General features: G+C 65.4%; 22 protein-coding genes. 6 read left to right on the top strand and 16 right to left on the bottom strand.

The features are described 5' to 3' along the window. Positions 1-117 precede the first annotated feature (117 nt). A complete protein-coding gene (locus tag llg_RS06845; protein ID WP_338288965.1) occupies positions 118-1,002 on the top strand; it encodes an ADP-ribosylglycohydrolase family protein in 885 nt (294 codons plus the stop codon). Between the two features lie 70 nt (positions 1,003-1,072). Further along, a complete protein-coding gene (locus tag llg_RS06840) occupies positions 1,073-2,041 on the top strand; it encodes a 6-phosphofructokinase (protein ID WP_338288964.1) in 969 nt (322 codons plus the stop codon). 142 nt (positions 2,042-2,183) lie between these two features. Here llg_RS06840 and vsr read toward each other — a convergent pair whose 3' ends face one another. From vsr to llg_RS06770, 14 genes are all read right to left on the bottom strand, one after another. Continuing rightward, positions 2,184-2,609, bottom strand: a complete 426-nt coding sequence (gene vsr, locus llg_RS06835; protein ID WP_338288963.1) for a DNA mismatch endonuclease Vsr — start codon at positions 2,607-2,609, stop codon at positions 2,184-2,186. A gap of 119 nt (positions 2,610-2,728) precedes the next feature. Further along, positions 2,729-2,857: a hypothetical protein gene (locus tag llg_RS06830; protein WP_338288962.1), complete on the bottom strand. Its 129-nt coding sequence runs from the start codon at positions 2,855-2,857 to the stop codon at positions 2,729-2,731. A 62-nt stretch (positions 2,858-2,919) separates the two neighbouring features. Next, positions 2,920-3,390 carry a sigma-70 family RNA polymerase sigma factor gene (locus llg_RS06825; protein WP_338288961.1) on the bottom strand — a complete coding sequence of 157 codons (471 nt, stop codon included), beginning with the start codon at positions 3,388-3,390 and terminating at the stop codon, positions 2,920-2,922. A 144-nt stretch (positions 3,391-3,534) separates the two neighbouring features. Then, entirely contained in the window at positions 3,535-4,755 is a 1,221-nt protein-coding gene (locus tag llg_RS06820) for an MFS transporter (RefSeq protein WP_338288960.1), read from the bottom strand. A 304-nt stretch (positions 4,756-5,059) separates the two neighbouring features. Further along, on the bottom strand, positions 5,060-6,343 hold the full coding sequence (locus llg_RS06815) for a PcfJ domain-containing protein (RefSeq protein ID WP_338288959.1): 1,284 nt from the start codon (positions 6,341-6,343) through the stop codon (positions 5,060-5,062). A 639-nt stretch (positions 6,344-6,982) separates the two neighbouring features. Then, positions 6,983-7,396 carry an ATP synthase F1 subunit epsilon gene (gene atpC, locus llg_RS06810; RefSeq protein WP_338288958.1) on the bottom strand — a complete coding sequence of 138 codons (414 nt, stop codon included), beginning with the start codon at positions 7,394-7,396 and terminating at the stop codon, positions 6,983-6,985. Positions 7,397-7,485: 89 nt separating this feature from the next. After that, positions 7,486-8,949 (bottom strand): F0F1 ATP synthase subunit beta, encoded by a 1,464-nt coding sequence (atpD, locus tag llg_RS06805; protein ID WP_338288957.1) that lies wholly within the window; start codon positions 8,947-8,949, stop codon positions 7,486-7,488. Positions 8,950-9,011: 62 nt separating this feature from the next. After that, positions 9,012-9,908, bottom strand: a complete 897-nt coding sequence (gene atpG, locus llg_RS06800; RefSeq protein WP_338288956.1) for an ATP synthase F1 subunit gamma — start codon at positions 9,906-9,908, stop codon at positions 9,012-9,014. A gap of 101 nt (positions 9,909-10,009) precedes the next feature. After that, positions 10,010-11,551 carry a F0F1 ATP synthase subunit alpha gene (atpA, locus tag llg_RS06795; RefSeq protein WP_338288955.1) on the bottom strand — a complete coding sequence of 514 codons (1,542 nt, stop codon included), beginning with the start codon at positions 11,549-11,551 and terminating at the stop codon, positions 10,010-10,012. 51 nt (positions 11,552-11,602) lie between these two features. After that, the gene (locus llg_RS06790) at positions 11,603-11,995 is read right to left on the bottom strand and encodes a F0F1 ATP synthase subunit delta (RefSeq protein ID WP_338288954.1); all 393 of its coding nucleotides are present in this window, start codon (positions 11,993-11,995) and stop codon (positions 11,603-11,605) included. Between the two features lie 23 nt (positions 11,996-12,018). Then, positions 12,019-12,597 (bottom strand): ATP synthase F0 subunit B, encoded by a 579-nt coding sequence (locus tag llg_RS06785; protein WP_338288953.1) that lies wholly within the window; start codon positions 12,595-12,597, stop codon positions 12,019-12,021. 84 nt (positions 12,598-12,681) lie between these two features. After that, on the bottom strand, positions 12,682-12,900 hold the full coding sequence (locus llg_RS06780; RefSeq protein ID WP_338288951.1) for an ATP synthase F0 subunit C: 219 nt from the start codon (positions 12,898-12,900) through the stop codon (positions 12,682-12,684). A gap of 71 nt (positions 12,901-12,971) precedes the next feature. Next, positions 12,972-13,826, bottom strand: coding sequence for a F0F1 ATP synthase subunit A (gene atpB, locus llg_RS06775; protein WP_338288949.1), 855 nt, complete (start codon positions 13,824-13,826; stop codon positions 12,972-12,974). Positions 13,827-13,963: 137 nt separating this feature from the next. After that, the gene (locus tag llg_RS06770; RefSeq protein WP_338288948.1) at positions 13,964-15,292 is read right to left on the bottom strand and encodes a YiiX/YebB-like N1pC/P60 family cysteine hydrolase; all 1,329 of its coding nucleotides are present in this window, start codon (positions 15,290-15,292) and stop codon (positions 13,964-13,966) included. A 227-nt stretch (positions 15,293-15,519) separates the two neighbouring features. On the opposite strand from llg_RS06770, the gene llg_RS06765 reads away from it, so the two are divergent. Beyond that, complete coding sequence (locus llg_RS06765; protein ID WP_338288947.1) at positions 15,520-15,795, top strand: HU family DNA-binding protein; 276 nt, start codon at positions 15,520-15,522, stop codon at positions 15,793-15,795. Between the two features lie 125 nt (positions 15,796-15,920). Here the strand turns inward: llg_RS06765 and llg_RS06760 are convergent, their stop codons facing one another. After that, the gene (locus tag llg_RS06760) at positions 15,921-16,199 is read right to left on the bottom strand and encodes an NINE protein (RefSeq protein ID WP_338288946.1); all 279 of its coding nucleotides are present in this window, start codon (positions 16,197-16,199) and stop codon (positions 15,921-15,923) included. 49 nt (positions 16,200-16,248) lie between these two features. Continuing rightward, a complete protein-coding gene (locus llg_RS06755) occupies positions 16,249-16,761 on the bottom strand; it encodes a hypothetical protein (protein WP_338288945.1) in 513 nt (170 codons plus the stop codon). A 49-nt stretch (positions 16,762-16,810) separates the two neighbouring features. On the opposite strand from llg_RS06755, the gene llg_RS06750 reads away from it, so the two are divergent. Genes llg_RS06750 through llg_RS06740 form a run of 3 tightly spaced genes read left to right on the top strand, consistent with a single transcriptional unit; the run spans position 16,811 to position 20,094 of the window. After that, positions 16,811-17,485 (top strand): hypothetical protein, encoded by a 675-nt coding sequence (locus llg_RS06750; RefSeq protein ID WP_338288944.1) that lies wholly within the window; start codon positions 16,811-16,813, stop codon positions 17,483-17,485. A gap of 36 nt (positions 17,486-17,521) precedes the next feature. Then, positions 17,522-18,919, top strand: a complete 1,398-nt coding sequence (locus llg_RS06745) for a hypothetical protein (RefSeq protein WP_338288943.1) — start codon at positions 17,522-17,524, stop codon at positions 18,917-18,919. After that, positions 18,916-20,094, top strand: coding sequence for a prenyltransferase/squalene oxidase repeat-containing protein (locus llg_RS06740; protein ID WP_338288942.1), 1,179 nt, complete (start codon positions 18,916-18,918; stop codon positions 20,092-20,094). The genes llg_RS06745 and llg_RS06740 overlap by 4 nt, the downstream gene beginning before the upstream one ends. Positions 20,095-20,113 lie beyond the last annotated feature (19 nt).

The following is a 20,113-nucleotide window of genomic DNA, read 5'->3' as shown; positions in this document are numbered from 1 at the left end:
GGCCGCGTCCAACAGGCACCGGGCGACCCCCGGTGCCTGATGACCCGAACACCCCGACAATTTCACACGAGTTCTTGCAATGCGGCCCATCCGGGTGAAGCTGATGCTCCGCATCCCATGACAGTCCGCGACCTCGTCCTACCCGCCTTTTTTGGCGACGCCTTGGCCCTAGGAGCCCACTGGATCTACGATGACGCCGAGATCGCGGAAGCCTTCCCGGATGGCATCCGTGACTACGAGGATCCGCGCAGCGACTACCATCCCGGCAAGCAGGCCGGCGACTTCACCCATTACGGCGACCAGACGCTGGTGCTGCTGGAATCACTCGATCGCCACCGTGGCTTCGATGCCGCGGCCTGGCGCAAGGACTGGCTGACCTACTGGCGCGGCAAGCCGAACTCGTACCTCGACGGCGCGACCCGCCGCACGCTGGAGAACTCCGCCGCCGGGCTGGACCGGCCCTCGGAGAGCCACGACCTCGGCGGAGCCGCGCGCGCGGCCGCCCTGTTTGCCCTGAACTTTTCCAACGATGACGAGGCGGTGGCCGCCGCCCGCGCGCAGACCCACCTCACCCACGGCGACCCGCGGGTCCCGGCCGTGGCGGAGTTCATCACCCTCGCCACCCGCCGGGTATTGGAGGGGGCTTCGTTCGCCCACGCCTTCGAGTCCGCCGCCACCGAGGGCATGCCCGATCTGGCCGCCGCCCATGAGGCCGCGCAGGGCTCGGACGAGGATCTCACCAATCTCGGCTTGAGCTGCGACGTGGCGAAGGCGTTTCCGCTGATGGTGGCCCTGGCCCTGAAGCACGAAAGCGACCCGGTGGCCGCCCTGCGTGAGAATGCCCGGCTCGGCGGCGACTCCGCGGCACGCGGGATTCCGCTGGGGCTGCTGATGGGCGCAAAGCATGGATTGGCTGCTTTTCCCTCCGTTTGGTCCGGGAAATTGACCAAGTTTGACCGGATCTCGTCGGTTTTGGACCGGCTGGCCCTGTTGCCTGCGTGAAAATTCGCACGATTCCGGCATTTCTCGTGCTTGCCAGCCCTCGCGGGAATGCGTTCCCTGCGCGCGCGACATGGCTGAAGGACTTGCTATCATGACCTCGGGCGGTGATGCCGCCGGGATGAACCCCGCGATCAAATGCGCGGTCGAATATGCGGCGGCGAAGGGCTACAAGCCCTTCCTTGTCTACGACGGCCTCCGTGGCCTGATCGACGACCGGATCGTGGAAGCCAACCGCGAGCTCGTCTCCGGCATCCTCCACCGCGGCGGCACCATCCTGCGTTCCTCCCGCTCGCAGCGGTTCTTCGACATCGAATACCGCCGCCAAGCCTACGAAAACCTGAAGCGCCGCGGCATCAGCAAGCTCATCGTCATCGGCGGCGACGGATCTTTCCGTGCCCTCAACCAGTTCTACGCGGACTTCGGCGTGCCCTTCGCCGGCATCCCGGCCACGATCGACAACGACATCGCCGGCACCGACTACTGCCTCGGCGTGGACACGGCGCTGAACATGATCCGCCAGTCCGTCGACTCGATCCGCGACACCGCCAGCTCGTTCTCCCGCGCCTTCGTGATCGAGGTGATGGGCCGCCACTGCGGCTACCTCGCCCTCACCAGCGCCCTGTCCTGCGGCGCGGAGATTTGCCTCGTCCCGGAGCTGGAATACGACCTCAACGCCATCGGCGCCCGCCTCAAGCACGAGATCAACCACGAAGGCCGTGGCTACATCATCGCCATCGTCGCCGAGGGCGTGAAGATGTCCGACTACCTGACCCGCTGGATCAAGGACTCGCTCGACATGGACGCCCGCCTGACGGTGCTCGGCCATGTCCAGCGCGGCGGCTCGCCGACCGTCCAGGACCGCATCATGGCCTACAAGTTCGCGGTGGGCGCGGTGGAAGCCCTCCACGCCGGCGAAACCAACGCCATCATGGTCTACCGCGACGGCACCTACGGCCACCTGCCGATCCACACGGTGGTGGACTCGAAGTACAAGATCGACCCGGCCCTCATCCGCCTCGGCGCGCCGCTGGGCCGCTGAGTCCCCATGTAGCCGAAAGTTCCGCTTTCGGATTGTCCCCGCCAGCTCCAATTGGCGGGGCGGTGAGGCCAGGCGACGCCCACCCCACCGGACGGCTGGAGCCGCCCGATACATTCTGAAAGCGGAGCTTTCAGCTACAATCTCACCCGATCAGCTTCCCCAGCCGTTTCTCCAGCCACTCCCGGGCCGCGCGGGTCTTCACCGCGCAGGCCCAGATGGTGACGACGTGCCAGCCCATGGCGCGCAAGGCAGCCTCGTTGCGGACATCGCGGACCTTGTTGCCCGTAATCTTCGCCGTCCACCACTCGGTGCGGCTGGAGGGGATGCGGAAGTCCCCGCAGTGCTCATGGCCGTGCCAGAAGCAGCCGTGGACGAAGACCACGGTGCGGTAGCGCGGCAGCACCAGGTCCGGCCGCCCGGGTAGGGACCGATTCAGCGGGCCATTCACCGTGAAGCGGTAGCCGTGGCGGTGCAGCAGCGCGCGCACCACTCGCTCCGGCTTGGTGTCACGGCCGCGGATGCGGGCCATGACCTCGGAGCGTTTCTCGGCGGACCAAACATCGGCCATGATCCGGGCAACCTGGCGGCGAAACGGCCCGGGCGATAGCGAAAAGACGGCCCCCATCCGGAGATCATGAGCACTTCGGGGGGAGCTCCGGATGGGGACCGAAAAGGAAAATGGACGCTTCAGTGGCGCTCGAACCACCCGACCAACACGAGAGCCGCGATCGACAGCGCGATCATGGAAGCACCGGCCCAGGCGAGGATCGGCGAGGCGTGCGGGTTGGTGAGCCGGGTGAGTGATCGCTGAAGCACGGGAGGCAACTCCCGCGGTGCGCTGCGGCGGACGAGGGCTTCTAGTTCTTGATCGGATAGCATCATTCGGTGGGACTGAGGAGTGGACGCAGTTTTTCCAAGGCCAGGCGGTAGCGGGACGCCGCCGTGTTCTTCGAAATGTTCAGCAGACCGGCGATCTGCTCGAACGTCAGATCCGACCAGAGCTTCAAGCTGACGACCTCCCGGAACATCAGTGGAAGCTGATCGAGCGCGGTCTGCACCCGCTGGCGATCGTGCTCCAGATCGGAGGGCAGCACCGGCGGATCAGCCTCCCCGGCCTGGCTTTGCCACTGCCAATCGCTCTCGCGGCGGCTGCGGCTGGTCTCGGACCGGGTCAGGTCGATGGCGCGCTGGCGGATGCAGGCCAGGGCGAGCGGGAAATCGGGCGGATTGGAGAGCGAGCCCCCGTTCCACAACTCCGTGACAACGGATTGCACAAGGTCCTCGGCCTCATGCGCGAAACGGCAGAACTGCCGGGCGTGCGCGAACAGTTTCCAACCATGTTCGTGCACCCAAGCGTTCCAGCGATGTCGAAGATCGGAGTCATGACTACTCATTCCGGCGGGCAACCTAGAATCGGAGACAACTCCGATTTGTGTCACGACATGCATGAAAAACATGTCGAATACCGGAATATCTTTCGCCGGATAGGACGCTCAGGAAGACGCAGGATTCCCCGCCTTGCTCCGGGTGGACCATATGAATGCCGCCGCCACCCAAGAGAGGACCAAAGTCGCCACCCACAACATCAACGGGTTGCGCTGATAGACCGCGAGTCCGACCGAGGGACCAAACAAGGTGGCTCCACTCCATGTCATGGAAATCACCCCCTGATATCGGCCGCGCATGTCATCCGGTGCCAGTCCGGCGAGATAGCCATTGCTGATCGGGAACGACACGATTTCGCCGAGAGTGAGGATCACCATGCTGGTGACCAGAACCGGCACCGTGGCCCCAAAAGCATTCAAGCCCAGCCCTATTCCCACCAAGGCATATCCCGCCGCCATTATCCGCGGCGGGGGAAAGCGGCGGGTGAACGAGGTCAAGGGCAGCTCGAACAGCACCACCAGCAAGCCGTTCAGGGCCAGCAGGTAGCCGTAGGCTTGATCATTGAGCCCCGCTTTCGAAGTCGCCTGCAGGCCAAAGCTGCTGCTGATCTGGGTGAAGACCAGCGCCACCAGGAACGAGGACACCACCGCGAGCTGGAACGGTGGATTCGTCTTCATGTGGCGGAGCGCGTGGCTCCAGCCGTGGTTGTCCGAGGGCGGCGACACCCGGGTCCGGAGGCCGAACCACGCCGCGAAACCCATCACCAGCGTGGTGACGGCATCCCCGATGAAGAGCCAGGAGAACGAGTAGCGCACCATGAACCCCGCCGCCGCCATCCCCGCGGCGAAGCCCGTGTTCACCGCCAGCCGCTGACAGGAATACGCCCGCACCCGCAGCGCCGGGGGCACCAAATCGGCGATCAGGGCGCTGGCCGCCGGATTGTAGAGCGCCGTGAGCAGCGCCATCATGAACACGCAGCCCATCAGCGCGGGCAGCCCCTGCGCCTGGGACAGCAGCAGCATGAAAAACGCGCCGCCGAAGCAGGACCACATCATGGTCGCCCGCCGTCCGATCCGGTCCGAGAGGTAACCACCGAGGATTCCCGATACCAGCGAGCCCGCGCCGTAGGTGCTCAGCACCAGCCCGATCATCCACTCCTGATAGTTGCCATGGCCGACCTCCCGCTCGTGGCGCAGGTAGAGGGTCATGAACGGCATCACGAAATTGCCGAAGCGGTTGACCAGCGTGCCCCAGAACAGGATCCAGTACTCCAGCGGAAGGGTCCGCAGGTCCTGCCAGAGCGTGGTTTCGTGACGTGAGGCTTCCATTTACCCGGAACGGAACCGCGCCGTTCTTGCCGCGGCGAGTGGGACGGAATCGGCGAAGGAATTCCATGTTAATCGGCTCCCATGGGACGTTTTCCAAGGACTTGTGGCCCCCCTGGATCGTGGGAACGCGATCACGTGATTCCGCTGTGGCCGATTTTGTGGCAGTTTATCCCTGTCAGCGCGAGAGTCCCCCCGCTCAACCGCCGACCTTCTCCCCCCGGAAGATAACTCCCCCCGAGATCTCTAGATCGGCGGACGTCGGAATCCCCCCGTTCCGACATCCGCCGATCGGCTTTTCAGGCGGTTAGTTCAGGCCATGGCGACGGGCCCAGTCGCGGAGAAAGGGGACGCTTTGCCATGGGAGCCGGTGGTTGGCACGATCCCGGACCTGCATCACCTTGCGGCTTGAAGGATCCACATCCACCACACACCACCGGGTAGTCGGTTCCCAATCCTCCGCCAATCGGAAGCTGAAGATCGCAGCCCGGCCCTCGCGGCAGAGTTTTCCGTAAGTCGCCAAGCAGTTCTTCATCGCGCGGCCCTCCATCATCAGCTCGAGTTGGGTGGTCAGTTGCAGGATCTCCCACCGCCAGCGGCCCTGCGTACCGCTTTCGAACAGAGGGGGTTCCGGCATCGGCTCCCAGCGGTCTCTCAAGCAATGACTCAGCCGGAGACGGAACAAGGGGTTTCCCAACTCCGCCCGCGGCCACGCCACACCCTGCTGTTGGGATTGGGCCAAAGCTTTCCGCCAGAAGCGGCGTGCCTTGGTCCGCAGTTCGTCCCAAGGTAGACCGACCCATTTCAAGCCACTGGCCGATCCGGTCCATCGGAGCTCTTCTGCGAGGAAATCCACCACTTTCCCGAAATCCCGCTGTCCGGACCGGGTGACGGCCACCTTTGCCATCAACTTCAGCCAAACGGCATCGTTCCTGAAATCGGAGGCCATCCCGCTCTCCAGCACCAGCTTGCGGAACCTCGGACGGCAGCCGAGCGCCCGTAGCTGCCCCCAGCGCAGGGCCTGACGGATGGTGAAATCGGCCGGGGCTTGCATGGCGAGGTGCAGGGCCCGGGCACTGACGGAAGGTGGCATTCCCTGGGCACGTCGCAGGCTCTTGCCCGCGGAGGCCAGACAATACCAATCCCGCTCGGGACACGACAACGGTCCCTCGACGAACCACGCGGACTCGAAGAACGCCGGCACCGGATAGGGACCGAAGAGATGACGCAGCAACGACCGCCATTGAACGCGCGGCGAAGTGGTGGTGTCCGGCCACCAGTCTTCCGGTGGCTGGCACCAGGCGTCTGAATACCACACCATCCGGATCAGGACGGCCGACCGGAACTCCGATGGATGAACGGCCGTCAGCAGCCCGCTACGGTCCGCGACCACTTCGAAGAGCCTCCGGCACCTCGGCCGGAGGCGATCCGCAATGGGATTGGAGACCCGGAAGGTGCGGGCCAGCTGGCGGCAGTGCTGCCGGAGAGGGTTGGGACGGACATGGGATACGGTCCATGGCAGACCGTCGATGAGGTGGACGACGAGGCGTCCGGGCACGCGCCAGAAGCGCGGCTCGCGATGAGTGGACATGAGGATTCTCCTGTTCCTGGATTCAAGAACGGCAGCGCTGGCGACCGGCGGAACGAATGGACGCCGCTGCCGGGGCGCGCGTCAGCGGACGCGCGGACTCCGATGGCCACTGCTCGTGGCCGCGGAGGAATCAGGAGTGCTCGCTGGCGAAAATCATGTCGCGGGCAGCATGGGCGATGAGCCCCGGCGCGGCAAGCCCGGAGCCCGCTCCAAGCCGTGATATCATCCCTAGATTAGGGGAACGCGATCACGTGATTTCGCTGTGGCCGAATTTGTGGCAGTCTATCCATGTCAGCGCGAGAGTCCCCCCGATCGACCGCCGACCTTCTCCCCCCGGAAGAAAACAACTCCCCCCGAGCTTTCGATCGGCGGATGTCGGAATCCCCCCGTTCCGAGATCCGCCGATTGGTTTTTGGGTGGGTAGCACAAGCATTCCTGCTTGTGAGCGGGAGCGGTGCGATGCCCGGAGATGTTCCAAATGACCCGTGGGGATCGTCCGTGGATCTCCCCGGGCAGACGGAGTTCACACACTCACAAGCAAGGAATGCTTGTGCAACTAAACAAGACAGCCGCCGGATGGCTCCGGCGGCTGCTTGAAAGGAAGAACAAGAACGGGACAGGAATGTCCCTGCTCCTTGGTCAAGAATGGTGGCGGCGCTTCAGCTTGAGCTGGGCGAGGTTCTTCGCGATGACTCCCTGAAGGTGGGCGACTTCCTCGGCATCCGCGGCGTGGTCGAGGGACTTGAGGGCCTCCTCGGCGCGGTGGATGGCGGCTTCGGCCTTCGCTTCGTCGATCTCGGCTTCGCCGAGGGCGTTGTCGGTCAGGACGACGACCTTGGTGTCGGTGACTTCGGCGAAGCCGGAGCCGATGGCGAGATGAACGGTCTGGCCAGCCTTCTGGTAGCGGAGTTCGCCGGGCTTCAGGCCGGTCACGAGAGCGGCGTGATGCTCGAGGATGCCGAGTTCGCCGTCTTCACCGGGAAGGTAGACGTTCTCGACGGTGTCCGAGAACACCTTCTTTTCCGGGGTGACGACTTCGAGATGGAGGGCCATGGGGAAGGTTATTGGTTGGAGGTTAGAGGTTATTGAGGTTCTGGTTCTACCCAATAACCCTTAACAAATAACCTCTAACTTATAGCCGATCAGTCGCGGGAGACGGTGTCGATGCCGGCCTTCATGTAGAAGTTGCCTTCCGGCACATCGTCCCACTTGCCGTCGATGATCTCGGCGAAACCGCGGACGGTGTCTTCGAGGGAAACGAGGGCGCCCGGGACGTTGGTGAAGATTTCCGCCACGTGGAAGGGCTGGGTGAGGAAGCGCTGGATCTTGCGGGCGCGGAACACGGTGAGCTTGTCCGCGTCGGAAAGCTCGTCCATGCCGAGAATCGCGATGATGTCCTGGAGGTCCTTGTAGCGCTGCAGGATCTGCTGGACGCCACGGGCCACGCGGTAGTGCTCGGCACCCACGACTTCCGGCGCGAGGGCCTTGGAGGTGGAGGCGAGCGGGTCGACCGCCGGGAAGAGCGCCTGCTCGGCGAGGGAGCGCTCAAGCACGACCGTCGCGTCAAGGTGGGCGAAGGTGTTCGCCGGAGCCGGGTCGGTCAAGTCGTCCGCCGGCACGTACACCGCCTGGATGGAGGTGATGGAGCCCTTGTTGGTGGAGGTGATGCGCTCCTGGAGGGACGCCATTTCCTCGGAGAGGGTCGGCTGGTAACCCACCGCGGACGGGGTGCGGCCGAGAAGGGCGGACACCTCGGAACCGGCCTGCGAGAAGCGGAAGATGTTGTCGACGAACAGGAGCACGTCCTGGTTGTCCTGGTCGCGGAAGTGCTCGGCCATGGTCAGGGCGGAGAGCGCGACGCGGAGACGGGCACCTGGCGGCTCGTTCATCTGGCCGTAGCAGAGGGCCACCTTGGAGCCCTCGGTGAGGACCGGGTTGCCCTTGTCATCGAGCTTGATGTGGCCGTTCTCGTCCTTCTCGGTGGCGATAACGCCGGACTCGATCATTTCCCAGTAGAGGTCGTTGCCCTCACGGGTGCGCTCACCCACGCCGGCGAACACGGAGAAACCACCGTGCGCCTTCGCGATGTTGTTGATGAGCTCCATGATGACGACGGTCTTGCCCACGCCCGCGCCACCGAACATGCCGCCCTTGCCGCCCTTCAGCAGCGGGCAGATCAGGTCGATGACCTTGATGCCGGTCGGAAGGATCTCCGTGTTCGCGGACTGCTCGGTCAGGGACGGAGCGGGACGGTGGATCGGGGAGCGCAGGGAAGCGTCCGCGAGCGGCACGTTTTCGTCCACCAGGTCACCCGTGACGTTGAAGATACGGCCCAGGACCTGCTTGCCGACGGGCACGGCGATCGCCTTGCCGGTGTCAACCAGGGTCATGCCGCGCTTGAGACCGTCCGAGGTGGACATGGACACGGCGCGGACCCAGCCGTCACCGAGGTGCTGCTGGACTTCGAGCACGAGCTTGGTCTCCACGCCATTGAGCGGGTAGCTGACTTCAAGCGCGTTGTAGATCTCCGGCAGCTTGGCGGCCTTCGAGAAATCGGCGTCGATGACGGCGCCGATGACCTGGACGATGGTTCCTTGGTTGGACATGGTGGGAGTGGGACGGGATCGCGGGCGCGATCGGGGTTGGAATTGGACGGACGTTGAAGGGGTTACTCCATCGCCTTCATGGCGGTGGTGATCTCAAGCAGCTCGGACGTGATGGCGGCCTGGCGCAGCTTGTTGTATTCGAGCGTGAGCTCCTTGATGAACTTCTTGGCGTTGTCGGTGGCGCTCTTCATGGCGACCATCCGGGCGGAGTGCTCGGAGGCGCGGGACTCCACGATCATCTGGTAGACCTGGAAGTTCACGTAGAGCGGCAGCAGGGTGCCCAGCACGTCGGCCGGGGACGGCTCGAAGAGGTAGTCCTTGGAAAGGGCGGTCTTCTTGTCGGCGGTGCCGTGGTCGATGCCGGCCATGCCTTCGTAGGCCTGGTCCTCGCCGAGATGGTTGGCGTCGATCGGCAGGAGCTGCACGACCGTCGGCTCCTGGCGGAGGGTGCTGACGAAGTTGGTGAAGGCGACGCTGACCTTGTCGTACTTGCCGTCGAGGAACAGCTTGCTGAGCAGCTTCGCGATCGGGCGGGCTTCCGCGAAGGGAACCGGGTCCTTGATCTCGAAGTCGGCGACGAGGTGCTTGCCGAGCTTCTCCAGCGTGGTGCGGAGCTTTCGGCCCACGGTCACGAAGTCGGCGGTCTCGGAAGTCTCGGCGCGGAGCTTCTTGTAGAGGTTGGTGTTGAGCGCGCCGCAAAGGCCCTTGTCGGTGGACACCACGAGGACGAGCTCGCGGTTGCCCTCGCGCTTCACGAGCAGCGGGTGGGCGTCCTCGGCGACGTTCTCCTTGAGGTTGACGAGGACTTCCTTGAGCTGCTTGGCGTAGTCACGGCCGGCGAGCGCCTGGTCCTGCGCCTTCTTCATCTTGGCGGCAGCAACAAGCTGCATCGCACGGGTGATCTGTGCGGTGCCCTTGACGGACTTGATACGCCGGCGGATGTCGCGGAGGTTGGCCATTGATGGGAAACGTTACGTGTTAAGAGTTATTTGTTAGAGGGGAAGAGGCCGGAGATGGACCGTGGCCCCCTCCCATAACCTCTAACCCATAACCGTTAACTTTACTTCCAGCCCTTCTTGAAGTCCTCGATGGCCTGCTTGACGGCGCCGACGGAGGTGGCGTCCTTCTTGAGGTCCGGCTTCTCGTTGCGGATCTTGTCGAGCAGGTCGGTCTTGCGGGTTTCGAAGAACTCGCCGAGATCCTTCTGGAAGCGCTTCACGTCGGAGACGGCGACATCGTCGAAGTAGCCGTTCTGCATGGCGAAGAGGTAGACGGACTCCATCTCCATGGAGAGCGGCGAGTACTGGTTCTGTTTGAACAGCTCGACGATGCGCTGGCCGCGCTCGATCTTCTTCTTGGTGGAGGCGTCCAGATCGGAGCCGAACTGGGCGAAGGCCTGGAGCTCGCGGAACTGGGCGAGGTCGAGCTTGGTGGTGCCGGCGACGGACTTGATGGTCTTGGTCTGGGCGGCGGAACCCACGCGGGACACCGAGAGACCCACCGAGATGGCGGGGCGGATGCCCTGGTAGAAGAGGTCGGTTTCGAGGTAGATCTGACCGTCGGTGATGGAGATCACGTTGGTCGGGATGTAGGCGGACACGTCACCGGCCTGGGTCTCGATGACCGGGAGGGCGGTGAGGGAGCCACCACCGGCCGCGTCGGAGAGACGGGCGGAACGCTCGAGGAGGCGGGAGTGGAGGTAGAACACGTCACCCGGATACGCTTCGCGGCCGGACGGGCGCTTCAGGATCAGGGACACCTGGCGGTAGGCCACGGCGTGCTTGGAAAGGTCATCGAACACGATGAGGCAGTCCTCGCCCTGGTCCATCATGTATTCCGCGATGGCGCAGCCGGCGTAGGGAGCCAGGAACTGCATGGCGGCGGCGTCCGAGGCGGTGGCGGAGACGATGGTGGTGTATTCCATCGCGCCGGCGTCTTCCAGGGTCTTCTGGATACGGGCGACGTTCGAGAGCTTCTGGCCGATGGCGACGTAGATGCAGTAGAGCGGCTTGAAGTTCTGCAGCTTGCCCTGCTCGGCCAGCTTGTTCTGCTTGGCCTGGGAGATGATGGTGTCCACCGCGATGGTGGTCTTGCCGGTGGCACGGTCACCGATGATGAGCTCGCGCTGGCCGCGGCCGATCGGGATCATGGCGTCGATGGACATGATGCCGGTCTGGACCGGAACGGACACCGACTTGCGCTTGATGATGCCCGGCGCGATTTTCTCCATCGGGTATTGGGCGGAGGCGGCGATCTCGCCCTTGCCGTCGATCGGGGCGCCCAGGGCGTTCACGACGCGGCCGAAGGTGGCGCGGCCGACCGGCACGGAGAGCAGCTTGCCGGTGGCGGAGCACTCGGTGCCTTCGGTGATCGAGTTGTATTCGCCGAGAAGCACGACACCCACTTCGCTTTCCTCGAGGTTCAGCGCGATGCCGGTGACGCCGCCCGGGAACGAGATCATCTCGTTGAGCATGACGTCGGAAAGGCCTTCCACGCGGGCCACGCCGTCACCGACCTGGCGGACGATACCGACGTTGGTTTTGTTCACGGAGGTCGCGACGTTCGCGATTTCCTTTTCGAGTTCCTGCAGGATGCTGCTCATGGGAGTGGCGGGTTGAGAGTGGGAAGTTGGTGGACGGAGGAGACAGGCGGATCAGAAGACTTGGGCGAGGCGGTCGAGGCGGCCCTTCACGGAGCCGTCGAAGACGTCGCTGCCGACGCGGACCTTGAGACCGCCGAGGAGGGCGGGGTTCACGCGGTATTCGAAGGTGAGGCCGTGGCCGTACTTGTCGGTGAGGCCGGCTTCGACGCGGCCGCGGGAGGCGGCGTCCAGGTCGGCGGCGCTTTCGACGACCACCTGGCGGCGCTCGACCTCGAGGCGCACGAGGCGCTTCAGGCCGTGGAGGATGCCGCGGAAGTCGCGCGGCTGCGTCGCCACGAGCTCGCGGATCGCCGCGGAGAGCTTCGGCTCATCCAGGCCGGCGGGGGTCTGGCAGGAGCGGAAAATCCGGCGGGCGGCGATGGTGGCGTTCTTGGAGATCTTCATGGCGACGCGGCGGGAAAAGAGGATCAGGCTTCGACGGTGGCGAGCGCTTCGTCGTTGATGCGCTTCTGGTCGTCGGAATTGAGGACCTTGCCGGTGACCTGGGCTGTGGTGGCCGTCACGAGGCGGCCGAACTCGCGCTTCAGCTCGGAAGCGATCTGCTCGCGCTCGGCGCGGGCTGCGGCTTCGGCCTTGGCGAGGATCTGCTGGGCGGAGGCGATGGCTTCCTGCGACTTCTGCTCGGAGAAGACCGCAGCGCTTTCCTTGGCCTCGGTCACGAGGCGCTGGGCCTCGGAGTTGGCCTTGGCGATGGCCTCGGCGGTGTGCTTCTCGGAATCCGCGAGCTGCTGCTGGATGCGGACGAGGTTGGCCTCACCCTCGGCGATGCGGGCCTTGCGCTGCTCGAGCATGGCGACGATCGGGCCAAAGGCGAACTTCTTCAGGACGATCAGCACCACCACGATGTTGATGAACTGGGCGAGGAAAAGCGGCCCTTCCAAGTGGAAGCCCTTGGCGATGGCCTCGGCGGGATTGCCGGGAGTCGCGGCGGCCTGGGCGGCTTCAGCGTGCACATCGGAGGCAAGAATCGTGAGGAAAGCGAACATGGCGGCGGGCTTGGCTGGAAGAAGAAGAGGCGGACGGAAAGAGGGGTGGGCGGCGGCCGGTTGTGGGGCCGCCGCCCGGGAAAATCACTTCACAAGAGCGGCGACGAAGAAGGCACCTTCGACGAGCGCTGCAAGAATGATGGAGAGGGTCAGGATCTGACCGGAGGCACCCGGGTTGCGGCCGGTGGCTTCAGCGGCCTTGGAGCCGATGAGACCGATGCCGACGCCGGCGGCGATGGCGGCAAGACCGGACTGGAGGCTGCCGGTGAGCTCACCGAGCATGGGGAGGATTTCAAGGGTCATGGTATTTCAGTTGGTTTCGGTTTGGTGTTCCGGCCCCCACGGTCTGTGCCATGGTCGGACCGGGAAATTTTTCAGTGGGCGTGGTCCGCGCCGTGCTCTTCGTCGTGATGTTCGCACATCAGCTTCAGGAAGACGGCGGACAGCAGCATGAACACGAGCGCCTGGATCAGGCCCACCAAGAGCTCGAGGAAGTAGAACGGAAGGGCCGGCAGGAAGGCGATCGACTTCGGAACCAGGCTCATCATGATCTCCAGCATGTTCTCACCGGCGTAGATGTTGCCGAAGAGACGGAAGGAGAAGGCGACCGGGCGAAGCATGATCGAGAACACCTCGATGATCCCCACCGCGAAGAAAATGACACCCATCACCAGCTTCATGATGCCGTTGAAGTCACCCTTCGGCGCGAAGATGTGGGCGAGGAAGCCTTTGACGCCGTTCTCGGTGACGGACCAATACAGCCACAGGATGCTGAACAGGATCGGCAGGGCCAGCGTCATGTTCAGGTCGGCATTGCCACCGCGGAGGAGCGGCACGCCGTTGTATTTGACGGTGCCGACGCCCGGGAACAGGCCGATCCAGTTGGTGACCAGGATCAGGATGAACACGCCACCGAAGAACCAGAAGGTGCGCTTGACGAGGTGCTTGCCGAGGATGCCTTCGAGGAAATTGTAAAGGCTCTCCACCAGCCATTCGGCGAGGTTCTGGAGGCCGGCCGGGATCAGCTTGATCTGGTGGGTGGCGATCTTGGCGAAGAGGATGATGATCAGCGCCGCGATCCAGACCATGATCATCGAGTTGTTGATCGGCAGACCTTCGACGATCTTCTCGGCGTGCAGCGGCAGGCCGTGGTGGGCACCGCCCTCACTCGCGAAAGTGGAGGCAAGGCCGAGGAGCCAGACAGTCAGGGTCGAGGTGAGGAAGCGCATGCGGAAGGGCCCGTTGACGGCGGGCGCCCGGGTGCATAGTGAGGGGGAACCTGCCATGCAAGTTCTAATTGTAATGTTCTTGTGAAAAATTTCACAAGCTCCGCAGGTAGGTTGATAATCCGTGGCTTGTGACGGATTCAGGCCCCCTTCCGGGTGGCCCGGAAGGCCTCCTCGGCCGGGGCTCCGAGGAGCAGGGAATTCCCCCCGATCCCGCAGGTCGCCACGACCCGGAATCCGCAGCCGAGGGCTTGGTCGAGGAGGTCCTCGGCGGGCAGGCAGAGTCGGCCGGACACCTCTTTCAAACGGAACGCCACCGGCCCGACGCCGTCGAAGCCACGGTAGATGACGGCGGTGCAGGCCAGCCGGTCGGCGGAGCGGAAATCGAACAGAAAGTCGTAGAGTTTCCCCTCGTGGGACATCGCGCGGCGGATCGCGGTGGCCAACCCCTCCCCCTCCAGCGGCGGACGGAGCACCACGCAGGCGTCGACCTCCAGCGTCTCGTCCATCGGCCGGAAACGGACGCCGTCCTTTTTGGATTCCAGGAACCGGACCTCGCCCCGGCCGTGGGCGGGCGACTCGATGCCGAGGGCGGCCCGTTCCTCCGCGCTGCCGAGGTGGAGGACGGCGTGGGGCCAGAAACCGGGGAGGAAGAGATTGCTCACCGCGTCATCGTGGCGGGTGACGACCACGTCGCCGGGACGGAGGTGGGGCGCGAGGGCGGCGCGCAGCTCCGGGGTGACCCGTTTCGGGGCCCCGGCGGGCTTGATGCCGGGCAGGTGCAGGTCGGAGACCGCCCGGCCGCCGGTTTCGAACAGGCCGAACATGACCTGCCGCCAGGCGGAGCGATGGCGGCGGCGGAAGGAAAAGATCCGGTAGAGGAAATGGCGGCGCACCGCCGCGCGGCGGCCGGCCTCGATCCGTGGCTCCTCGGACCCCAGCAGCCCGACCACCGGGGCGAGCGCCGGATCGGCGGCCAGGGCGTGGATTTCACTACGATGGGTGCCGTAGAACTCCGCCGCGGCGCGGAAGCGCGCGAGCGTGACGGGCGAGACGGATTCCTTGTAGGCGCGGGTGAAGCTCTTCCGCGGCAGGCCGAGGCGGGAGTCGGCTTCGTCCAGCTTCTTCCACAGCACCGGGTGCTCCAGCGCCACGCCGCTCATGAAGCGCGCGGCCCGCGCCAGCACGCAGGCCGCGGCGAAGGCGGTGGCGAACGCCGGCAGGCCTTCCTCCCAGCCATGCCGGTCCGCGGCCGCCGCCAGCGCGGACATCGAGCCGAGCAGGGAGGCGCGCAGCGCCAAATACTGCATGTATCGTAGACGCACCGACTCGTCCTCGTCCGGCAGGAAGTAGCCCCGCGCGGACGCGGCGCGGACATGGGCCAGCTCCACGGCGAGATGCGCCTCCGCCGGCAGCGCGCGCGCCGCGGCGAGGACCACCGGCACCTCGCGCCGGAGCAGTTCATCCATCGGTTCCATCGTCCGGTGTTCTGCACCTCCGGAAAGCGGGGGTCAATCCCGGCCGTTTTCTAACAGAATCTAACAGGTCTCCCTAACGTTCTCCGACCGGCCCGGGACGGGCATCCGCGGGCCTCCCCGGAGAGCCGCCATGCCCGGAAGTCAAGCCGCCCGTAGGGAATTTTTAAACCGGATTTCTCTTGCAAACCATCGACAGGCTTCTCAGAAAAAGCGTCGCCATGAATAAAGCTGAACTCGTTGAAGCCATCCAGAAAGCCCTCGGAAAAGACGCGACCAAGCGAGCCGCCGACGAAGCCCTCGACGCCGTTCTCGGTGCCATCGAAAAAGGCATCAAGAAGGACAAGAAGGTCCAGATCATCGGTTTCGGCACCTTCGAAGTGAAGAAGCGCGCCGCGCGCCTCGGCCGCAACCCGAAGACCGGCGAGTCCATGAAGATCGCCGCCTCCAAGACCGTTGGCTTCAAGGCTTCCTCCACCCTCAAGGGCGGACTGTAATTCCCGGCCTCCGGGCCTCCCTACGACTCCTCAAAAACCCGACACGAACGACCCCGGCCTCGCGGCCGGGGTCTTCTTGTTGAAGGGACTGGAGACGCCGGGCGCGAGGCCCGGCGCACCGGTGGTTAGAACCAGGGCTTGCGGCCGTTGACGTAGGTGTCGACGAACTCTTGGTCGGATTTCGTGAGGTAGATGATGCCCTCGATGATGCCGACAATGCCACCGAAACCACAGGTGACGATGCTGCCAACAAGCTGGATGATGCCCTCTTTCTGATAGCCGAGGACGAACTTGTGGGCACCGGTCCAGCCGAGCAGGATGCCGAGCAAGCCTGCCAGCAGTTTCTTGTCCGCGCCCGGAATGGGTGCGGGTGCCGGAGCGGGAGAGGAAGGGTCGTTTGACATACAATCGCGCTTCTAACGGTTCAAAGGACGGGCGGCAAGTTCTCCCGTCTCATGAGGCGAAAACGTTCTTCAGCTTGTCCTGGATGACAGGCCCGACGACCGGAATCGGCTTCTCGCGGCGGTTCAGGGCATCGATGAGGCCGAGCACCCAAGCCACGATTAGGACGATCTGAAACGCCCACCCGGTGAGGCCCACGAGCGAGCCGACGACGGGCACGCGGTGCAGGGCGAAGGCGACGATGTTGATGATCACCGAGCCGCCGATGCCGAGGATGAGCAATCCGAGCATCTGGCGCAGGTGGTAGTTCCCGAGGCTGTTCTTCTTCTCATCCTTGTTCATGACGATGGCCACGATGAACCCGATGAGGGTGAGGTAAGCCACCACGGCGACCGTATTCTCTCCTGCCGGCGCGACTGCGGGCGGTGCCGAAGCCGCTGCGGCAGGAGGGGTGTAGGGTTCAGCGGCGGCGGCCGGAGGCGGCGCGGGCGAAGCCGGAGGGGTGAGATCCGGCGGCGGAACCGGCGGAATCGAGGGCGGTGGAATGGAAGGATCGATGGACATACGCATTTTCTTCTACTATCGCCCCCCGGAAGCCGCAAGTCTCCAACACATGAAACCACGCATCACCCTCGCCACGGCCACGCTCGCGGACGGAACCCCGCTCGAGCTCCAGGAACACGATGGCCGCCACTCGCTGGTCGTGCGCGGTCAGGAAATCGCCGGAGCCTCCACCCGGACCGCGGAAGAAGAATGCGCGCGGCTCGCCTGCGCGCCCTTCCGGCCGGCCCGCCAGCCGAAGATCTGGTTCGCCGGACTCGGCCTGGGCCAATCGCTCGCGGCGGCCTGCGAGTCGCTGTTGCAGAAACGGGGCACGTTCTTCGTGGCCGAGCCGCAGCCGGAGCTCGTCACGTGGCAGCGCGAGCATTTCCCGGAAGGAGCCTTCGTGAAGGACGGCCGCGTGGTGTTGGAGCAGGATGCCGGCCCGAGCGGGCTCGCCAGCCACGAGGGCACCCTGCACGCCATCATTCTCCACACCGAAACCGCTCCGATCGGAAAGGACGGCAAATCGATCGTGGAAAACCGCCGCTGGCTGACCGCCGCCTATGACGCGCTGCAACCGGGCGGCCTGCTGGCGATCGCCTCCTCGCGGCCGCTGGCCTCGCTGTTCCGCACGCTGGAGCGCGCGGGCTTCACCGTGGTGGAGCACCGGGTCCCCTCCTCCACCACCGCCAAGCGCCCGCGCCTGCTGCCGGTTTGGCTCGCCCGGAAGGGCAGGCCGGAGTAATACTCCCCGCCTTTCCTCCGTAACCGTCCGTCCGCCATGCGCCTGATCGCCACCGCCGCCCTGCTCCCGACCCTCGCCGCCGCGGCCCCTCCGGCGGGCGAGATCACCCTCGAGCTGAAGCCGTTCACCATCGAGCGCACGCTGGCGGCCACCGCCCTGCCGCCCGCGCCGATGGTGCTGAAGTTGGAGGCCGAGGGCTGGCCTGCCTTCGAGCTCGACTCGATCGCCGCCCACGGCAGCCGCGTCAACGCGGGCGACGTGCTCGTTTCCTTCGACACCAAGGCGCTCGACCGCAAGCTCGAGGACGCCCGCAAGGCGCTCGACAGTGCGGTGCTCACGCTCGGCCAGTCCGAGACCGAGCTGCGTTCGCTGAAGGACAACTACACGCTCCGGGCGGACGCCGCCAAACGGGCCGCCCGCAATGCCGCGGACGATCTGGCGTATTTCTCGAACACCAGCCGCAAGTCCCAGGAGGAGCGCTCGAACGAGGCGCTGAAGCGTTCCAAGCAGCAGCTCGAAAACGCCCGCGAGGAGCTGCGCCAGCTCGAAAAGATGTACAAGGCGGACGACCTCACCGAGGACACCGAGGAAATCATCCTGGTGCGCCAGCGCGACGCCGTGGCCAGCGCCGAATTCATGGTGCGGATGGCGGAGCAGGACAACAGGCGGATTCTCGACACCACCCTTCCCCGCCAGGCCGAGGATTTCGACGCGGGTGCGCGATCGGCCAGCCTCGCACTCGGGAAGTCCGAAGTCGACCTCCCCCGCCAGATCCAGCTCAAGGAGATCGAGGTGGCGAATGCCAAGACCCTTCTCGGTCGCCAGAAGGACGACCTCGCGAAACTGGAGGACGCCCGAAAGACCGCCGAGCCGATCAAGGCTCCGGCCGCCGGGTGGTTCTACCACGGCGTGATCGAGGATGGCCGCTGGACCACCGGTGAGGCGGTGAAAACGCTCATCCCCCACGGCTCGGTGGCCGCGCGACGCGGCTTCGCCACCTTCATTCCGGCGGGCACGCCGCTCGGCCTGGTCGCCTTCGCCGACGAGGCCACCGCCCGCTCGCTGCCGAAGGACGCCACCGGTGCCGCCACCCTGCCGGGCCGCGAGGATCTCGCCGCCACCGCCACCGTGAAACAGGTGGCGGACACGCCCGGCACCGACGGCCGCTACCGCGTGGACCTCGCCGGCAACTGGCCCGCCGAGGCCCCGCCGGTCCCCGGTGCCACCGCCCAAGTACGCATCATCTCGTACGAGAACCCGTCCGCCATCGCGCTCCCCGTTTCCGCTCTGAAAGCCTCCAAGGACGGCTGGACCGTGACGGTGAAGCTCGCCGACGGCAAGACCGCCCCGCGCCCGGTGAAACGCGGCCGCGTGTCCGGCGAGCAAACCGAAATCCTCTCCGGTCTCGAAGCCGGCCAGGTCGTCGTGCCGTGATCCGCCCGCTGGTCATCTCGGCGCTGTTGCTCGCCTGCGCCCGCGGCCAGGACGAGACCCCGCGCGACCCGGTGAAGGAGCTCGTGCCGGTGCCCGCCACCGCAGAGAACATCGAGACCGCCATCCGCCGCGGCGTCGATTTCCTAGTGGCGAACCAGAACCCCAACGGTTCGTGGGGCGGCCCCACCCTGACCAAGGACCTCAACATCTACGCGCCGCTGCCGGGCGCCCACCACGCCTTCCGCGCCGGGGCTTCCGGCCTGGCGATGTCCGGGCTGCTGGATTGCCACGATACCCGACCCGAGGTGAAGGCCGCACTCGACAAGGCCGCCGCGTGGACCCGCGAGAACCTGCCGAAGCTGCGCCGCGCCGACCAGACGACCACCTACAACGTGTGGGGCCACGCCTACGGGCTGCGTGCGATGACGCGCTTCTGGGAGCACGAGACCGATCCCGTGAAAAAAGCGGAGTGGCAGAAGCTGGGACAGGAGCAGATCGAACTCGTCGGCCGCTCCGAGGACGTCAACGGCGGCTGGGGCTATCTTGACATGCACGACGACCTGACGACGAAGAAGCCCTCGGGCGTCCCGACGTCATTTACGACGGCCACCGTACTTCTCTCGATGGCGGAAGCCCGGGACACGATGGGCGTGAAGCTGGACGACAAGCTCGTCGAGCACGCGCTGGTCTCGCTGCGCCGCCAGCGCACGCCGGATTTCTCCTACCTCTACTCGCTGAGCTTCGTCTACCGCCCGCGGGTGCCGATCAACCGCCCGGCCGGTTCGCTCGCCCGCTCGCAGGCCTGCAACGCCGCGCTGCGCGCGTTCGACGGCGACAAGCTGGTGACCAACGCCGTGCTGGACACCTGGGCCGAACGCTTCCTCGACCGCCAGGGATTCCTCGACCACGGCCGCGAGCGCCCGGTACCGCACGAGGCGCAGTTCCAGATCGCCGGTTACTTCTACTACTACGGCATCTACTACTTCACCGAGTCCGCGAAGCACCTGCCGAAAGACAAGCAGGCCGCCTACGCGAAACGCCTCGCCGCGCTGATCCTCACCCGCCAGCAGAAGGACGGCTCGTGGTGGGACTACCCGCTCTACAACTACCACAAGCCCTACGGCACCGGCTACGCGCTGATGGCGCTGGCGTGGTGCCGCGAGGCGATGAAATAAGTAGCCCCCAAGGAGCAGG

It is taken from the genome of Luteolibacter sp. LG18, assembly GCF_036322585.1.
In the GTDB taxonomy this organism is placed as follows: domain Bacteria; phylum Verrucomicrobiota; class Verrucomicrobiia; order Verrucomicrobiales; family Akkermansiaceae; genus Luteolibacter.
Note: the sequence above shows the minus strand (reverse complement) of the source record. Positions and strands in the feature narration are given on the sequence as shown.

What these genes read in the sequence shown, in the direction of transcription:
- llg_RS06845 (WP_338288965.1), top strand. Translation starts at nt 118, where the DNA reads ATGACAGTCCGCGACCTCGTCCTACCCGCCTTTTTTGGCGACGCCTTG.
- llg_RS06840 (WP_338288964.1), top strand. Translation starts at nt 1,073, where the DNA reads ATGGCTGAAGGACTTGCTATCATGACCTCGGGCGGTGATGCCGCCGGG.
- vsr (WP_338288963.1), bottom strand. Translation starts at nt 2,609, where the DNA reads ATGGCCGATGTTTGGTCCGCCGAGAAACGCTCCGAGGTCATGGCCCGC.
- llg_RS06820 (WP_338288960.1), bottom strand. Translation starts at nt 4,755, where the DNA reads ATGGAAGCCTCACGTCACGAAACCACGCTCTGGCAGGACCTGCGGACC.
- llg_RS06815 (WP_338288959.1), bottom strand. Translation starts at nt 6,343, where the DNA reads ATGTCCACTCATCGCGAGCCGCGCTTCTGGCGCGTGCCCGGACGCCTC.
- atpC (WP_338288958.1), bottom strand. Translation starts at nt 7,396, where the DNA reads ATGGCCCTCCATCTCGAAGTCGTCACCCCGGAAAAGAAGGTGTTCTCG.
- atpD (WP_338288957.1), bottom strand. Translation starts at nt 8,949, where the DNA reads ATGTCCAACCAAGGAACCATCGTCCAGGTCATCGGCGCCGTCATCGAC.
- atpG (WP_338288956.1), bottom strand. Translation starts at nt 9,908, where the DNA reads ATGGCCAACCTCCGCGACATCCGCCGGCGTATCAAGTCCGTCAAGGGC.
- atpA (WP_338288955.1), bottom strand. Translation starts at nt 11,551, where the DNA reads ATGAGCAGCATCCTGCAGGAACTCGAAAAGGAAATCGCGAACGTCGCG.
- llg_RS06790 (WP_338288954.1), bottom strand. Translation starts at nt 11,995, where the DNA reads ATGAAGATCTCCAAGAACGCCACCATCGCCGCCCGCCGGATTTTCCGC.
- llg_RS06785 (WP_338288953.1), bottom strand. Translation starts at nt 12,597, where the DNA reads ATGTTCGCTTTCCTCACGATTCTTGCCTCCGATGTGCACGCTGAAGCC.
- llg_RS06780 (WP_338288951.1), bottom strand. Translation starts at nt 12,900, where the DNA reads ATGACCCTTGAAATCCTCCCCATGCTCGGTGAGCTCACCGGCAGCCTC.
- atpB (WP_338288949.1), bottom strand. Translation starts at nt 13,826, where the DNA reads ATGCGCTTCCTCACCTCGACCCTGACTGTCTGGCTCCTCGGCCTTGCC.
- llg_RS06770 (WP_338288948.1), bottom strand. Translation starts at nt 15,292, where the DNA reads ATGGATGAACTGCTCCGGCGCGAGGTGCCGGTGGTCCTCGCCGCGGCG.
- llg_RS06765 (WP_338288947.1), top strand. Translation starts at nt 15,520, where the DNA reads ATGAATAAAGCTGAACTCGTTGAAGCCATCCAGAAAGCCCTCGGAAAA.
- llg_RS06760 (WP_338288946.1), bottom strand. Translation starts at nt 16,199, where the DNA reads ATGTCAAACGACCCTTCCTCTCCCGCTCCGGCACCCGCACCCATTCCG.
- llg_RS06755 (WP_338288945.1), bottom strand. Translation starts at nt 16,761, where the DNA reads ATGTCCATCGATCCTTCCATTCCACCGCCCTCGATTCCGCCGGTTCCG.
- llg_RS06750 (WP_338288944.1), top strand. Translation starts at nt 16,811, where the DNA reads ATGAAACCACGCATCACCCTCGCCACGGCCACGCTCGCGGACGGAACC.
- llg_RS06745 (WP_338288943.1), top strand. Translation starts at nt 17,522, where the DNA reads ATGCGCCTGATCGCCACCGCCGCCCTGCTCCCGACCCTCGCCGCCGCG.